The 15,346-nt window shown below is 42.0% G+C and carries 17 protein-coding genes; 3 read left to right on the top strand and 14 right to left on the bottom strand.

Annotated elements, in window-relative coordinates:
- Positions 1 to 166: 166 nt before the first annotated feature.
- From rplI to rpsF, 4 genes are read right to left on the bottom strand one after another with little or no spacing between them, the layout of a single operon-like run.
- A complete protein-coding gene (rplI, locus tag BCU84_RS10265; protein ID WP_102528003.1) occupies positions 167 to 619 on the bottom strand; it encodes a 50S ribosomal protein L9 in 453 nt (150 codons plus the stop codon).
- Between the two features lie 28 nt (positions 620 to 647).
- Positions 648 to 875, bottom strand: coding sequence for a 30S ribosomal protein S18 (gene rpsR, locus BCU84_RS10270; protein WP_055023454.1), 228 nt, complete (start codon positions 873 to 875; stop codon positions 648 to 650).
- A 12-nt stretch (positions 876 to 887) separates the two neighbouring features.
- Positions 888 to 1,190 (bottom strand): primosomal replication protein N, encoded by a 303-nt coding sequence (gene priB, locus BCU84_RS10275; RefSeq protein ID WP_102528004.1) that lies wholly within the window; start codon positions 1,188 to 1,190, stop codon positions 888 to 890.
- A 7-nt stretch (positions 1,191 to 1,197) separates the two neighbouring features.
- Positions 1,198 to 1,602 (bottom strand): 30S ribosomal protein S6, encoded by a 405-nt coding sequence (gene rpsF / locus BCU84_RS10280; RefSeq protein WP_055023456.1) that lies wholly within the window; start codon positions 1,600 to 1,602, stop codon positions 1,198 to 1,200.
- Between the two features lie 339 nt (positions 1,603 to 1,941).
- Between rpsF and BCU84_RS10285 the strand changes: the two genes are divergently transcribed.
- The gene (locus tag BCU84_RS10285; protein WP_102528005.1) at positions 1,942 to 2,685 is read left to right on the top strand and encodes a DUF481 domain-containing protein; all 744 of its coding nucleotides are present in this window, start codon (positions 1,942 to 1,944) and stop codon (positions 2,683 to 2,685) included.
- Between the two features lie 71 nt (positions 2,686 to 2,756).
- Here the strand turns inward: BCU84_RS10285 and rlmB are convergent, their stop codons facing one another.
- From rlmB to zapE, 8 genes are all read right to left on the bottom strand, one after another.
- Positions 2,757 to 3,497: a 23S rRNA (guanosine(2251)-2'-O)-methyltransferase RlmB gene (gene rlmB, locus BCU84_RS10290; RefSeq protein ID WP_102528006.1), complete on the bottom strand. Its 741-nt coding sequence runs from the start codon at positions 3,495 to 3,497 to the stop codon at positions 2,757 to 2,759.
- A 4-nt stretch (positions 3,498 to 3,501) separates the two neighbouring features.
- Positions 3,502 to 5,982, bottom strand: coding sequence for a ribonuclease R (gene rnr, locus BCU84_RS10295; protein WP_102528007.1), 2,481 nt, complete (start codon positions 5,980 to 5,982; stop codon positions 3,502 to 3,504).
- Positions 5,983 to 6,024: 42 nt separating this feature from the next.
- Entirely contained in the window at positions 6,025 to 6,636 is a 612-nt protein-coding gene (locus tag BCU84_RS10300) for a sel1 repeat family protein (RefSeq protein WP_102528008.1), read from the bottom strand.
- Between the two features lie 239 nt (positions 6,637 to 6,875).
- The gene (locus BCU84_RS10305) at positions 6,876 to 8,171 is read right to left on the bottom strand and encodes an adenylosuccinate synthase (protein ID WP_102528009.1); all 1,296 of its coding nucleotides are present in this window, start codon (positions 8,169 to 8,171) and stop codon (positions 6,876 to 6,878) included.
- A 67-nt stretch (positions 8,172 to 8,238) separates the two neighbouring features.
- Positions 8,239 to 8,427, bottom strand: a complete 189-nt coding sequence (locus BCU84_RS10310; protein ID WP_102528010.1) for a DUF2065 family protein — start codon at positions 8,425 to 8,427, stop codon at positions 8,239 to 8,241.
- Positions 8,428 to 8,584: 157 nt separating this feature from the next.
- Positions 8,585 to 8,977: a 30S ribosomal protein S9 gene (rpsI, locus tag BCU84_RS10315; RefSeq protein ID WP_102528011.1), complete on the bottom strand. Its 393-nt coding sequence runs from the start codon at positions 8,975 to 8,977 to the stop codon at positions 8,585 to 8,587.
- Positions 8,978 to 8,992: 15 nt separating this feature from the next.
- On the bottom strand, positions 8,993 to 9,424 hold the full coding sequence (rplM, locus tag BCU84_RS10320; RefSeq protein WP_102528012.1) for a 50S ribosomal protein L13: 432 nt from the start codon (positions 9,422 to 9,424) through the stop codon (positions 8,993 to 8,995).
- Between the two features lie 356 nt (positions 9,425 to 9,780).
- Positions 9,781 to 10,893: a cell division protein ZapE gene (zapE, locus tag BCU84_RS10325; RefSeq protein WP_102528013.1), complete on the bottom strand. Its 1,113-nt coding sequence runs from the start codon at positions 10,891 to 10,893 to the stop codon at positions 9,781 to 9,783.
- Between the two features lie 237 nt (positions 10,894 to 11,130).
- On the opposite strand from zapE, the gene BCU84_RS10330 reads away from it, so the two are divergent.
- Positions 11,131 to 12,483: a DegQ family serine endoprotease gene (locus BCU84_RS10330; protein WP_102528014.1), complete on the top strand. Its 1,353-nt coding sequence runs from the start codon at positions 11,131 to 11,133 to the stop codon at positions 12,481 to 12,483.
- A 117-nt stretch (positions 12,484 to 12,600) separates the two neighbouring features.
- Complete coding sequence (gene degS, locus BCU84_RS10335; protein ID WP_102528015.1) at positions 12,601 to 13,683, top strand: outer membrane-stress sensor serine endopeptidase DegS; 1,083 nt, start codon at positions 12,601 to 12,603, stop codon at positions 13,681 to 13,683.
- Between the two features lie 133 nt (positions 13,684 to 13,816).
- On the opposite strand, the gene murA is transcribed toward degS, so the two are convergent.
- Complete coding sequence (murA, locus tag BCU84_RS10340) at positions 13,817 to 15,076, bottom strand: UDP-N-acetylglucosamine 1-carboxyvinyltransferase (protein ID WP_102528016.1); 1,260 nt, start codon at positions 15,074 to 15,076, stop codon at positions 13,817 to 13,819.
- 15 nt (positions 15,077 to 15,091) lie between these two features.
- Positions 15,092 to 15,343, bottom strand: coding sequence for a BolA family protein (locus tag BCU84_RS10345; RefSeq protein ID WP_102528017.1), 252 nt, complete (start codon positions 15,341 to 15,343; stop codon positions 15,092 to 15,094).
- Positions 15,344 to 15,346: the final 3 nt, after the last annotated feature.

A 15,346-nucleotide genomic window follows, 5' to 3' on the forward strand; every position in this document is an offset into this window, starting at 1 on the left:
TTTTGCCTGAACTTTTTGCCAGAGTAAGTCCAGGTTACTTTCGTCCAAATTACTTTTATTGCATTATTTCAAGTCAAAGTATGCAGCCCATCTCATTGCAATTTACATATTCCAGACATAAAAAAACACCGCCAATTGGCGGTGTTTTCTTTAAAGCAAATTGCTATTAGTCTTCTGCAACAACAGAAACTTTAACAACAGCTTTAACTTCAGTGTGAAGCTGAACTTCAACTTCGAAGTCACCTAAAGTGCGTAAAGCACCTAGAGGTAGACGTACTTCAGCTTTAGCAAGCTCAACGCCAGCAGCAGTAACTGCATCAGCGATGTCGCGAGTACCAACTGAACCGAATAGTTTACCTTCGTCACCAGCTTTAGAAGCGATAACAACTGCTTCTAATGCAGCAAGCTTTTCAGCTCGTGCAGCACAAACACCTAATTCAGCAGCTAATTTAGCTTCTAATTCAGCGCGACGTGCTTCGAAAACTTTAACGTTTTCGTCATTAGCAACAACAGCTTTGCCTTGTGGCAAAAGGAAGTTACGTGCGTAACCGGCTTTAACTGAAACTTGGTCACCTAGGTTTCCAAGGTTAGCGATTTTATCAAGCAGAATAACGTTCATTATCTAATTCCTCTGATTAATACTGCGATTACTGATGTAAATCAGTGTAAGGCAGTAGAGAAAGATAACGAGCACGCTTAATCGCGCGAGCTAGTTGGCGTTGATATTTAGCACTAGTACCAGTGATACGGCTAGGAACAATCTTACCGCTTTCTGTTACGTAGTTTTTTAAAGTAACGATATCTTTGTAATCAATTTCTGCAACACCTTCAGAGGTGAAACGACAGAACTTGCGACGACGGAAATAACGTGCCATGTTGACAGTCTCCTAAGTTTTCAATTCGACATTTTCGGCGTGCATAACCAATTTATTTTGGCCATTTCGTCCTTGCTGCATAGAGATAAACCCTTCAACTTGGACCTGCACGCCTGCTTTTAATTCTTCTGTAACGCTATTAAAACGTTGTCCACTTAATATGACTTGGATGAGGCAATAAACGTTTCTCAACATCTGGCCTTCATACCGCTGCGCTTTGTGCTCTAACGTGATTACCTTATGTGGAATCCCGCTTGGGCTATCAAACCGCTTAGAACGAGTTATCGTTCCTGACAATACTAAGTGATTAACCACAGATTAATTATTCAGCAGATTCTTCAGCGCTTGCTTCAACTTCTTTTTCAGCAGCTGGTGCAGCAGTAGGAGCACGACGTGAATCACGCTCATCTTTTGCTTTAGCCATTGGAGAAGCTTCAGTAACAGCAGTTTTAGTGCGCATTACCATGTTACGCAGAACAGCGTCATTGAAACGGAAAGCTGTTTCTAACTCTTCGATAGACTCTGCAGTTGCTTCTACGTTCATAAGAACATAGTGAGCTTTATGTAGGTCTTGAATTGGGTAAGCCAATTGACGACGACCCCAATCTTCTAGACGGCTGATAGTACCGTTAGCATCAGTAATTACACTGCTGTAACGCTCGATCATACCTGGGACTTGTTCACTTTGATCTGGGTGAACCATAAATACGATTTCATAATGACGCATTTATTGCTCCTTACGGTTAATTAGCCTCACGTGTGGCTCAGTCAGACCAAGTTGGAGGCAAGGAACGAAATTAAATGACTGATTTGAGCGCGACATAGTACATAAACACAACAGCAAACTCAAGTAATACTTTGCCATCAAGTCTATTCGTTTAGTCTCTACTAAAAGTGAGACTGTCTTTTAACTTAACAACACATAAATACGATATAAAAATGAATAACTTAACCCTTCAAGACAGTGTTTAAGTAACGGATTGCTTTGCAGCCTACACGAATACAGGTATTATGACGCTTCATCCGTATTCCAGGCGTTCCTCATAACAACCCATAGATAAGCGTAATGAATAAAGTCATCATTTTTACTTCTACTTTGCTCGCCTCATCTTCTGCATGGGCATTAGTACCACCAGATTACAAAGAGCCACCAAGTGACTTTAACGCTGAAATTGAAGCGGGAATGCAACTAAACACCGGTAACAACCAGTCGCAAAACTTCAATGGCCGTACTTACTTAAATTACGACACTGAAAAAGCCCGACAAGAATTAACCTTAAAAGCCTACTATGCAGCTGATGATGAATCGACGACAGCTGAAAAATATGATCTTTACGCGCAATCTAGTTATAAACTGGATAGCGGTTATGTATTCGGACGCGGGGAATTCACTTGGGATGATTTTGGTAGTTATACCAAACTGTCAACGATATCTGCAGGTTACGGTTTCGATATTATTTCCAATTACCAAACCAAACTCAGTTTAGAAGTGGGACCTGGTTATCGTTATGATTTGCCTAAAGCCACCGATTCCGATTTAAATCCAGAAGCCAACCAAGACATCATTTTACGTACTGCAGCAAAGTATTCGGTCAAGCTACAGGAATATACCAGTTTAAATGCCGATCTCACCTCAGAAGTCGGTGAAGACAACAATACCCTGACTTTAGATTTAAGTTATAAAAATACTTTTTTACAGGATTGGGCATTTAAAATTGGCGTTAATGTTAAGTACACCGCCGTTGTTCCTGAAGACAGTTTTAAAACCGATACCATTACCACGTTTAACCTGCTTTATACTTTCCAGTAGCATTCAAATTCAAAGCAAATAAAAACGGGCATAAGCCCGTTTTTTAATGCTGATAATTTATCTTAGCAAGGTTAGCCTTTACGCTGGCGCACCGCTTCAAATAAACAAATACCCGTTGCAACAGATACATTTAAACTTGAAACACTACCCGCCATTGGGATAGATACGATTGAATCACAGCTTTCACGTGTTAGGCGGCGCAAGCCTTTATCTTCAGCGCCCATTGCGATAGCAAGTGGACCTTTTAAGTCGGCTTGGTACAATTCACAATCTGCTTCACCTGCAGCACCAATAATCCACACACCTTTTTGCTGAATATGGCGCATAGTGCGGGCAAGGTTAGTCACTTGAAACAAAGGAACAGTTTCAGCTGCGCCACATGCCACTTTACTCACGGTTGCAGTTAAACCAACTGAATTATCCTTTGGTACAATAATACCTTGAACCCCTGTAGCATCCGCATTTCGCAAACATGCACCAAGGTTATGAGGGTCGGTAACACCATCAAGAATAAGTAGAAATGGCTGCTCTGTTTTTTCAAGCAAGGCATCTAAATCATTTTCAGTGAGTATTTTGGCTGGTTTCACTCGTGCGACAATACCTTGATGTTGGCTACTTGCTGATTTGTCGTCAAGTACCTTACGTCCAGAGCGCTGCACTGACACACCATATTGGTTTGCAGTGTTAATTAATGGCAGAACACGTTCATCTTCGCGTCCCTGTACTACCCATAATTCAATCACACGCTCTGGTGCATTTCGTAGCAAAGCTTCAACAGCATGTATGCCAAAAATGATATCTTGTTTTTTCATTTACTTATTTTCTCTTACGCTTTGCTTTAGATGGTTTTTTTGCAGCTGTTGTAGCTGAACTGTTTACTGGTTTTTTAGATGATTTTCCTGCACTTTTTTTCTTAGCGCTAGATTTATAACGTGGCTTTTTAGTACTTGAACTACGTTTTGCCCCACTTTTCTCATCTTTAGCATCAGAACTATCTTTACCCGCTCCTGACTTGCTTGAACCAGATTTTCCAGCCCCAGCTTTAGCGCCTTCAAGGTTAGCGCGTTCACGTGCTGTTAACGGTTTACGATTAGCTTTTTTACGGCTCTTCCCATGATCGCCAAGCATGATAAGGTCTATTTGACGATCATCCAAGTTAACTGCGGCCACTTTTACATTCACTTCATCGCCCACTTGATATACGTTCTTGGTGTTTTCACCAATCAAACGTTGACGCATTGGATCAAATTGGTAGTAATCACTGACTAAACTTGAAATATGCACCAAGCCATCGATGTAGAGATCTTTCAGCCTCACAAATAAACCAAAGCTTGTTACTGAAGCGATAACGGCTTCAAAATCATCACCAACATGATCTTGCATGTATTCGCATTTAAGCCAATCAGCTACATCACGCGTCGCTTCATCTGCACGGCGTTCAGTCGTTGAACATTCTTCGCCTAACTTATCCAACTCTTCAAGGTCATAATGATAACCCCCTTCAGGAGTCCATTTATCCTTAACATTGCCATCTTGTGCAGCTAATAAATAGCGGATCACACGGTGCAACACCAGATCTGGATAGCGTCGAATTGGCGAAGTGAAATGCGAGTATTCGGTTAATGCTAACCCAAAGTGACCATCATCATCAGGGCTATATACCGCTTGGCGCATTGAACGCAGTAACATGATTTGAATCAGTTCTGCATCCGGTCTATCAGCAATTTTCAACATCACATCTTGATAATCAGATGGTGTAGGTTCATCACCGCCATTCATTGATAATCCGCGTTCAGCTAAAAACTCTTTAAAGTTTGCTAGCTTAGTTTCAGATGGCGCTTCATGGACACGATATAGCACTTCACCTTTATGTTTCTTCACAAACTTAGCAGAAGCGACGTTTGCGAGGATCATGCACTCTTCAATAATCTTATGAGCTTGATTACGTCCACGGGGCACAATCGCTTCAATTTTACGTTGTTCATTAAAGATGAACTGGGTTTCAACGGTTTCAAATGCAATTGCACCGCGTTCAGCTCTACGCTCGTTCAAAGTTAAATACAGAGACTGTAAACATTGAAGATGCGGGAATAGTGCTTCATGCTCAGGCGCGATTTCGCCGCCTTCGAGCATTGCTGCCACTTGGGTATAAGTAAATCTAGCATGTGAATGCATCACTGCAGGATAAAACTTATAGCCAGATAACTTACCCGCCGCTGAAATTGTCATTTCTGCGACCATACATAAACGGTCAACATGCGGATTAAGCGAACATAAGCCGTTGGAAATTTTCTCTGGCAACATTGGAATAACTTGCGATGGGAAGTACACCGAGTTACCACGGGCACGCGCCTCTTCATCTAATGCAGAATCAGTGCGTACATAATGACTCACATCTGCAATCGCTACCCATAAACGCCAGCCACCACTAGGTTTTGTCTCAGCATAAACTGCATCATCAAAATCACGGGCATCTTCACCATCAATCGTCACTAAAGGTAAGTGACGTAAATCGACTCGACCTTGCTTATCAGACTCTGGTACTTCATCAGGAATGCGCTTGAGTTTTTTCTCAATCACTGATGACCATTTATGGGGTAAATCATAATTGCGCAGAGCAATTTCAATTTCCATACCGGGGGCCATCGTTTTACCAAGTACTTCAGTGACTTTCGCAGCGGCTTTAACAAAGCGGCCAGGTCTGCGGGTTAACTCAACTACAACCACGTCGCCTGCGCGAGCGCCATTGCTGTCTTCTTTAGCAATTAAGATTTCTTGGGTAATACGTCTATCATCAGCAATCACAAATGCCATGCCAGCATCAACGTGATAGCGGCCTACTAATGGTGCTGCTCGTTGCTGAACTAGACGTACAATACGTGCTTCACGACGTCCACGACGATCTGAGCCCGCTTTTTGTGCTAGGACTTTATCGCCGTGAAAATACATCTGCATATCGCGGTTATTAATAAATAAGTCATCTCCGCCTTCATCAGATTTAAAAAATCCAAATCCATCTCGGTGACCAATCACGCTGCCTGAAAGTAAATCCATCTTTTCAGGTAAACCATAGCTATGTCCGCGGGTGTACACTAGTTGTCCATCACGCTCCATTGCACGCAAACGTCTTCTTAACGCTTCAAGATGATCTTCATCGACCATGTTTAATGCTGCGGCAATGTGCTCTCTAGTCACAGGTGATTTCTGGGCGCGTAAATACTCTAAGATGTATTCACGGCTAGGGATTGGGTTTTCGTACTTGTCTTGCTCTCTCTCAAAATGAGGATCGTTGATCATTCAATTTCCAAATAATTTACTCCAATGTTGGAGTATTAGCGTTTAGTGCAGCTGCGGCTGCTGTGCTCGCGCGACTATACTCGCGGGCATCTTAGCGGCTAATGTCTGCAATAATGAAGACGCTTTTTTCTGTGTCGCTTCATCATTAAATACGCTGTTATATAACCAATGGTAACCTAACTTGTAATCTACAGGGCTACCATAACCTTCGCCAAAAAGGCGAACTAACATTAATCGTGCTGGCACATCGCCATTAGCAGCAGCAGGCATCACATACTGCACTGCACGATTTTTATCTTTGACTACCATTTTACCGTGATAGTAATACTCGGCCAGTTTTAGCATCGCCTCTGCGCTACCTTGCTCTGCAGCAATTTGTAATTGTTTCATGCCTCTGGATGCATGCTGCGGCACACAAACACCATGATTAAGCATCTCACCCCACAAAAATTGATACATGGGCTGCTTTAGCACTTCGGCTCTCGCTTCGATGTCTTGTACTAGCTGGCAATCATCGGCTTTAACTTGCTGTAAATATTGATTCGTTCGGATCAATTTAAGTAATTGCTCATCATTATAAATATCCACTGAAGCCATTTCGGCAACGGTAATATATGGAATAAAACACAACAACAATAAACTTAAACGCAGCATAACGATTCTCAATGACACTTTAGTTACTCAATGCATCGGCATTATAGCTCAATTCTTGAGTATTAACTGCACAAACCGCAATTATTCAACACAATAGAAAACTGAATCGCTTGTATTAGATAGGAGAAAATGACGAAGGTAACTGGAGGATAACAGTGAATGTTCGATGTAAATTTTCAATCAATAAAACTAGGTCAACTACACAATAAAAAGGCCGCTAATTAGCGGCCTTCAATGTGTTAGTTAAATGGATTAACTAATACGATTGTTTCGTTTCTGTCAGGACCCGTTGATACGATATCAACTGGCGCTTCAAGTAACTCTTCGATACGCGCAATATAATTAAGTGCTGCTTGTGGCAGTTGCTCAATTGATGTCGCACCGAAAGTGGTTTCGCTCCAGCCAGGCATAGTTTCGAAAACAGGTGTTACCTGCTCGTAACCTTCAGCAGCTAAAGGAGTCACTGTTTCAACAGTTCCATCTGGATACTGGTAACCAACACAAATCTTAACTTCTTCTAGGCCATCTAGAACGTCAAGTTTGGTTAGACAGAAGCCGCTTACACTGTTGATTTGAACTGCACGGCGCATTGCCACAGCATCTAACCAACCTGGACGACGTTTACGACCAGTTGTAGCACCGAACTCTTGACCTTTATGGCCTAAGTAGTCACCAATCTCATTCTCAAGCTCTGTTGGGAATGGACCAGCACCTACACGAGTGGTGTAAGCTTTCATGATACCTAATACATAATCTAAGTGACGAGGACCAAAACCAGAACCAGTAGCTACGCCACCTGCTGTAGTGTTTGATGAAGTCACATATGGGTATGTACCATGGTCGATATCAAGTAATGTACCTTGTGCGCCTTCAAACAAGATTGGCTCACCCGCTTTACGGGCAGTATCTAGTAATTCAGTCACATCAGTACACATGCTTTTCAGATAATCAGCGATAGCTAATGCATCATCTAGCGTTGTTTGATAGTCAACAGCTTCACAATCATAGTATTCGGTTAGCATGAAGTTGTGATATTTCATCACTTCTTTTAGCTTAACAGCGAAAAGTTCAGCATTGAACAAATCACCTACGCGAAGACCACGACGAGAAATTTTATCTTCATAAGCTGGACCAATACCACGACCCGTTGTACCGATAGCTTGATTGCCGCGCGCTTTTTCGCGAGCCACATCAAGAGCACAATGGAAAGGTAGAATTAGTGGACATGCTTCTGAAATAAGAAGACGCTCTTCGACAGGAACACCACGCTCTTTAAGCATGTTGATCTCTTTCATCAAAGCATCGGGAGCGAGCACTACACCATTACCGATAATGCATTTCACATTGTCGCGTAAGATCCCTGACGGAATCAAATGAAGTACTGTTTTATCGCCGTCGATAACAAGAGTATGACCAGCATTGTGGCCGCCTTGGTAACGAACTACATATTTTGCCTGTTCTGTTAGAAGGTCGACAATCTTACCTTTTCCTTCGTCACCCCATTGAGTGCCGAGTACTACTACGTTTTTGCCCATCGTCTGCTGCAAGGTTGCGGTATAAAGGCGAATTTTAACAGATTTCTGGGGGTGTATTGCAAGTATTTTATGCGAAAATTATTAATAGTACTATGCCAGCAGACACCAATGATCCACCTAACCTCCTGAGAACATTCTTGTTTTGGCTCGAAATCTCAGCTAAATATTTTTTCCATTGCTGTGGAAATAGTAACGGTCCAATCCCTTCTAAAACCAAAACTAAACCAATCGCAAACATCCACACTTGAAAATCCATCATTCATCCCACAATTTATTATTAACTCAACAACAGAACAGTGGCAGCATCAAATAAATGAAACACCATTATCATTTTGTATCATAGCTGTATTTGATAAAAAAAAGGCAATAAAAAACCCAGCATATAGCTGGGCTTTTTGAATTCCAAAAACGAATTAACGTTTTGAGAATTGTGGCTTACGACGTGCTTTACGTAGACCAACCTTCTTACGCTCAACTTTACGAGCATCACGGGTAACGAAACCAGCGCCGCGTAAAGAAGGACGTAGAGCTTCGTCTAACTGAAGCAATGCACGAGTAATACCGTGACGAATTGCACCTGCTTGGCCAGTGGTTCCACCGCCTTTAACAGTTACATAGATGTCAAGTTTATCTGTCATTTCAACTAGCTCAAGTGGTTGACGAACAACCATACGAGCAGTTTCACGACCAAAATATACATCTAGTGGACGTTGGTTAACAACGATTTGACCACTACCTGCTTTAGCGAATACGCGAGCAGTTGATGTTTTACGACGGCCAGTGCCGTAGTACTGAGTTGCAGACATTAGCTTACTCCCGGATTAGATATCAAGAACTTGTGGTTGTTGTGCAGCGTGGTTATGTTCAGCGCCAGAGTAAACTTTAAGTTTACGGAACATAGCGCGGCCCAAAGGACCTTTTGGTAACATACCCTTAACTGCTTTCTCGATAATCATCTCAGGCTTATGATCTTGCAGCTTTTCAAAAGTAATCTGCTTGATACCACCGATGAAACCTGAATGTGAGTAGTAAACTTTGCCTTTAGCTTTGTTACCAGTCACTGTAACTTTCTCAGCGTTAATAACGATGATGTAGTCACCAGTGTCAACATGAGGAGTATACTCTGGCTTATGCTTACCGCGTAAACGAGTAGCAATTTCAGTAGCGATACGACCTAAAGTTTTACCTTCAGCATCAACGACGAACCAGTCACGTGTGACTGTTTCTGGTGTAGCAGTAAATGTAGTCTTCATTTTACAAAAACCCAATGATTAAAATTCTGTCTCAATGCTGACTGCACATGCAATCAACACAATGACCATTTCAAAGCCCCTTCGAGCTGAAATTGGTTTAAATCTTCCACCCAAATTCGGTGGAGTAACGAGGGCAGGTGGCGGATTATAGACAAACTTGAGTTAAAAATCATCTAATTTTTTCATAATTATAAAAAAATCACCTATGAAGGTGATTTCTGGATTTTATGCTGAATATTCACTATCTCATCGACATGAGTCGTTCAATAAACACTCAACCCTATCAACTCAAATATAGCTAGCGAATAAGTTACCTATATAAGTAAACCTAAACAGCAATTTGATATATGCCCTATTTAAGGAAGATGCTCTAAAGTTAAATAGTCATGAGACTGCATTTCAATCAGTCTTGAACGGCAGCGCCTAAACTCAAAGCTCAATAAGCCATCGGTATAGATATCTTCTAATGAAACTTCTGCAGAAATAATCAGTTTTACATTACGTTCGTAAAATTCATCGACCATGGCCAAAAAGCGCCTCGCGATATCGTCACCTGTGGTTGAAGACCCCATTTGCTCGAGGCCACTCACTAAAACAGTGTGATACAGCCTCGCCACTTCCATATAGTCACGTTGCGAACGAGGACCATCACATAAGTCTCTAAAGTTAGCTAATAAGACACCTTGAGATTGTTGGCGAATAGCAATCTCACGGCCTTCAATTTCAATAGAACCTGTAAGCACTTCTGATTCTGGCGCGAGTTGACCAAAGTAAGTGATTAAATTGGTATCCGCTTGCTGATCTAAGGGGAAATGATAAATCTCTGCTTGTTCAAGAGTACGTAAACGGTAATCAATTCCCGAATCGACATTTAATATTTCACAATGCTCATTAATCAGTTTAATTGCAGGTAAGAAGCGTGCGCGTTGTAACCCGTTCTTATATAAGTCGTCAGGAATGATATTAGAGGTCGCCACTAAGGCAACACCTTCTTTGAAGAGATATTGGAATAAGGTGCCCAGTAACATCGCGTCGGTAATGTCTGAGACAAAAAATTCATCAAAGCAGATTATCTTATATTGCTGCGCCATTTTCTTAGCAATGCTAATGAGCGGATCTTGTACCCCTTCCATTTCACCGAGATCATGATGCAGCTGGTGCATAAAACGATGGAAATGTGCACGCAATTTTTTATCTGTAGGCAGTGCATCATAAAAGGTATCCATCAAGTAGGTTTTACCGCGCCCTACTCCACCCCATAAATACAGTCCTTGAATCGATGAGTCAGATTTTTTCAATCCTATCGCACTAAACAACTTGCCAATACCTGAAGGTTGGACATCGGCTGCAATGACTTCTTCATAAACCCGTTGTAGCGATTTTACCGCTTGCTCTTGTGCTATATCGTGAGAAAAACCATCACGGGTTAAATCTTGCTGGTAATGCTGCCAAGGGCTTAACTGCGACACAAGTACGACTCTCTTATACTGCTGAAAATTCGAAACAATCATAGCATGCAGCTACAATTGAGGTAACGTTTATAACTACAAAAAATTAACCTTTGTTAATATAGGCTGAACTTATTGAAACAGCATAGACTCCGAGGTTATATATACCATGTACGATTATCAGATTAAATTTGATCAAAGGCGATAACTGTAAACTTTTACCGAGCCATGATTTAATTTTTCAAGGAGCAATAATTAATGAAACCAAAATTAACTTTACTCTCAGCAGCAATTTTATCAGCCTCGCTATCTTTAATGCCGGCCTTATCACAAGCGGCAATTCCCCAAACTGTTGATGGTCAAGCATTACCAAGCCTAGCGCCCATGCTTGAAAGAACAACACCTGCTGTTGTATCGGTTGCGGTAAGTGGTACCCAAACATCGAAACAACAAATCCCAGATGTATTTAAGTATTTCTTTGGCCCTAATGCGCCGCAAGAGCAAGTCCAAGAGCGACCATTCAGAGGCTTAGGTTCAGGGGTTATTATTGATGCCAAAGAAGGCTATATCGTCACCAATAACCACGTCATTAACGGCGCGGATGAAATCAAAATTGGCCTACATGATGGACGAGAAATTGATGCTAAATTAATAGGCGCTGATCCAGAATCTGATATTGCGCTACTGCAAATTGAAGCAAAAAACCTAACGGCAATTAAACAGACTAACTCAGATGATATTCGAGTGGGTGACTTTGCTGTGGCTATTGGTAACCCATTTGGCCTTGGACAAACCGTAACTTCAGGGATTGTTAGTGCTCTAGGACGTAGTGGCCTTGGCATTGAAATGCTTGAGAACTTTATTCAAACCGACGCCGCGATTAACAGCGGTAATTCTGGCGGCGCACTCGTTAATTTAAATGGTGAGCTTATCGGTATCAATACAGCAATCGTTGCACCAAGTGGCGGTAACGTCGGGATTGGTTTTGCAATTCCCGCCAATATGGTGAACAACCTCATTAATCAAATTATTGAACATGGTGAAGTGAAGCGTGGCGTACTTGGTGTCACGGGGCGCGATTTAGATAACGAGCTGGCAAAAGCGTTTGGCCTTGAAACCCAACATGGCGGGTTTATCAGTGAAGTCATGCCTGATAGCGCCGCTGATAAAGCAGGCATAGAAGCTGGCGACATTATTGTTAGCGTTAATGGTAAAAAGATTAAAAATTTCCAAGAGCTTAGAGCCAAAGTAGCCACGATGGGCGCTGGTGCAAAAGTTGAAATTGGCATTATTCGTGATGGCGATGAAGAAACCGCGAACGTAGTTCTAGGTGAATCAACCTCGAGTTCAGGTTCTGCCGATAATGCCCTCCACCCAATGTTAGAAGGGGCAGAACTGAGTAATAGCCGTAAAGGTATCGAAATTACGAGTATTGCACAGGGCTCTCCAGCAGCACGAAATGGCCTTCAAGAAGGAGACTTAATTGTCGGCTTAAATCGCAGTAAGGTCAAAAACCTGAACGCGTTAAAAGAAGAGCTAAAGAATCCACAAGGTGCTGTTGCGTTAAAGGTGCTCCGCGATAACAAATTAATGTACTTAGTACTGAGATAAAGCCTTAAATTAAATCTTATTATCAAACATAAATTAAGCATTGTAGTTTGTCGCTACGATGCTTAATTTTTTTAGTCATGATAATATTTGCTCATCTTTCCTATATGTAGTCGACCAATGAACTTCAAAGACACTATTCTTTACTTAAGCAAGGCTGTGGTATTTGGTTTGGTCATGGCTGCTGTATTCTTATTTGTTAATTCCATTACTAACAACAATAGCTTCAATAACGGCTTAACGACGACTCAACATCATAATGAATTGTCATTTGCTAGCGCTGTACGTAGAGCTGCTCCAGCAGTTGTAAACATATACAGCTTAAGTTTAGATCAAAATAGTCCACTGAACTCAAGCTCACTCCAAGGCCTTGGCTCCGGAGTGATCATGAGCAAAGAAGGCTACATTTTAACTAACTACCACGTGATCAAAAAAGCCGATGAGATTGTTATCGCGCTGCAAGATGGTCGTAAGTTTACGTCTGAAGTTGTGGGTTCAGATCAAATCACTGATTTAGCGGTCCTTAAAATTGAAATTGATGGCGACAATGTGCCTATTGTGCCTATTAATCTTAATAACCCCGCACAAGTGGGTGATGTGGTTTTAGCCATTGGTAATCCATATAATTTAGGTCAAACCATCACACAAGGCATCATCAGTGCCACAGGTCGCAATGGCTTAAGCTCTGGTTATCTCGACTTTTTACAAACTGACGCAGCAATTAACGCTGGTAACTCTGGCGGCGCGTTAATTGATACCGGAGGTGAGCTTATTGGTATTAATACTGCTGCTTTCCAAATTGGGGCTGAAGGTGGTGGTCACGGGATTAACTTTGCTATTCCTATAAAGCTTGCCCATAGCATTATGGGGAAATTGATTACTAACGGCCGCGTGATCCGTGGTGCACTGGGTATTTCAGGCGAACCTTTGAGTCCTGTAATGGCGCAAATTCTCAACTTACCCGACCTTAAAGGCGTATTAGTCACAGGTGTTGATCCAAATGGCCCAGCATCAAAAGCAACGCTGCGTCCTCGTGATGTGATTATTCAATACGAAGAAGAAAGCGTACCAGGCGTTGAAATGTTAATGGATAGAATTGCTGAAACCACACCAGGTAATCAAGTGAATATCACTATTATTCGTGAAGGCAAACCACTAGAACTACCCGTTGTTATTGGAGAGAAGCTCCCTACTGATAGTTAATTTAAACTGGTTTATCCTCAAATAAAGCCTGCTTATGCAGGCTTTTTAATCACTCCAAATTCATGATGACTAAATATTAAGACATAAAAAAGCCGCTCAAAAAGCGGCTTTAGTTATCAATACAGATATTAGCTTAGCTAACGCGAACCACTTTGCCGCCTAAGCCTGCAAATTTATCTTCGATATGTTCATAGCCGCGATCTAAATGATAAATCCGATCGACAGTTGTGACACCATCAGCCATTAAGCCCGCAATCACTAAACTTGCTGATGCACGTAAATCCGTCGCCATCACTTGAGCACCATTCATGCGCTCTATACCTTTAATGATGCAAGTATTACCTTCAAGTTCCATCTCGGCGCCCATACGACTTAGCTCAGGTACATGCATAAAACGATTTTCAAAAATCGTTTCAGTCACATGACTGGTGCCTTCAGCTAATGCATTAAGTACACAAAACTGAGCTTGCATATCGGTTGGAAATGCAGGATATGGCGCTGTTTTAATATTAACAGCGACAGGACGTTTACCCTGCATATCAAGCTCGATCCAATCATCACCTGTGGTAATTTTCGCACCTGCATCTTCAAGTTTGGCAAGTACAGCTTCAAGTGATGAAGGGTCAGCATCAACACAACGAATACTTCCGCGCGTTACTGCTGCTGCAACCAAAAACGAACCGGTTTCGATTCGATCTGGCATCACTCGATGCTCACAGCCAGACAAGCGTTCAACACCTTCAATTTTTAGTGTTGCAGTGCCTACACCAGATATTTTGGCCCCCATGCTAATTAAGCAATGGGCTAAATCATTAATTTCAGGTTCACGCGCAGCGTTTTCGATGATTGTTTCACCATCTGCAAGTGTGGCGGCCATAAGTAAGTTTTCAGTCGCGCCGACGCTGACCATATCCATAAAGATATGCGCGCCCTTAAGACGGCCATCAACACGCGCTTTGATGTAACCTTCTTTCACTTCAATCTTAGCGCCCATTTGCTCTAAGCCTTGCAAGTGAAGGTTTACAGGGCGGGCACCAATGGCACAACCACCAGGTAATGATACATCTGCAGTACCAAACCTTGCGAGTAATGGGCCTAAAATTAAAATAGACGCTCGCATGGTTTTAACGAGATCGTAAGGAGCACAAAACTCATTTAGGTTTTGAGTTGAAATACAGTACTTGCTGTCGCCTAACTCTTTCACTTCTGCGCCTAAACAACGCAATAACTTACACGTTGTATTGACGTCTCGAAGACTCGGTACGTTAGAAACGATAAAGTCAGTCTCTGCTAGCACACTTGCAAACAAAATCGGCAAAGCGGCATTTTTCGCCCCAGAAATGGTCACATTTCCAGAAAGCGGCTGACTGGCTTGAATTGTTAGTTTATCCACACTGACTCTCTGAAATTACATATTAAATAGTTTTTCACGCTTCCACTGTGTCGGCGTAAAAGTTTTGATGGTCAGCGCATGCAACTCACCACTGGCTATGAATTCATTCAATGGTGCGTAAATCGTCTGTTGTTGCTTTACTTTACTCATGCCATCAAAGCATTCGCCTACGGCAACGACCTTAAAATGACTACCGTCAGACGTGACATGAACTTCATCTACAGTGAGTGCGTCTGATAAAATTTGTTCGATTACTTTGCAATCCATGGA

The organism is Shewanella sp. 10N.286.51.B7, from assembly GCF_002873615.1.
Taxonomy (GTDB): domain Bacteria; phylum Pseudomonadota; class Gammaproteobacteria; order Enterobacterales; family Shewanellaceae; genus Shewanella; species Shewanella electrodiphila.

Excerpts from the sequence above, each read along its gene's own strand:
- rpsI (WP_102528011.1), bottom strand. The coding sequence starts at position 8,977 with ATGTCTGCAACTCAGTACTACGGCACTGGCCGTCGTAAAACATCAACT.
- rpsF (WP_055023456.1), bottom strand. The coding sequence starts at position 1,602 with ATGCGTCATTATGAAATCGTATTTATGGTTCACCCAGATCAAAGTGAA.
- BCU84_RS10345 (WP_102528017.1), bottom strand. The coding sequence starts at position 15,343 with ATGGATTGCAAAGTAATCGAACAAATTTTATCAGACGCACTCACTGTA.
- rlmB (WP_102528006.1), bottom strand. The coding sequence starts at position 3,497 with ATGAAAAAACAAGATATCATTTTTGGCATACATGCTGTTGAAGCTTTG.
- BCU84_RS10285 (WP_102528005.1), top strand. The coding sequence starts at position 1,942 with ATGAATAAAGTCATCATTTTTACTTCTACTTTGCTCGCCTCATCTTCT.
- BCU84_RS10300 (WP_102528008.1), bottom strand. The coding sequence starts at position 6,636 with ATGCTGCGTTTAAGTTTATTGTTGTTGTGTTTTATTCCATATATTACC.
- degS (WP_102528015.1), top strand. The coding sequence starts at position 12,601 with ATGAACTTCAAAGACACTATTCTTTACTTAAGCAAGGCTGTGGTATTT.
- BCU84_RS10330 (WP_102528014.1), top strand. The coding sequence starts at position 11,131 with ATGAAACCAAAATTAACTTTACTCTCAGCAGCAATTTTATCAGCCTCG.
- rpsR (WP_055023454.1), bottom strand. The coding sequence starts at position 875 with ATGGCACGTTATTTCCGTCGTCGCAAGTTCTGTCGTTTCACCTCTGAA.
- rplM (WP_102528012.1), bottom strand. The coding sequence starts at position 9,424 with ATGAAGACTACATTTACTGCTACACCAGAAACAGTCACACGTGACTGG.
- BCU84_RS10305 (WP_102528009.1), bottom strand. The coding sequence starts at position 8,171 with ATGGGCAAAAACGTAGTAGTACTCGGCACTCAATGGGGTGACGAAGGA.
- BCU84_RS10310 (WP_102528010.1), bottom strand. The coding sequence starts at position 8,427 with ATGGATTTTCAAGTGTGGATGTTTGCGATTGGTTTAGTTTTGGTTTTA.
- rplI (WP_102528003.1), bottom strand. The coding sequence starts at position 619 with ATGAACGTTATTCTGCTTGATAAAATCGCTAACCTTGGAAACCTAGGT.
- rnr (WP_102528007.1), bottom strand. The coding sequence starts at position 5,982 with ATGATCAACGATCCTCATTTTGAGAGAGAGCAAGACAAGTACGAAAAC.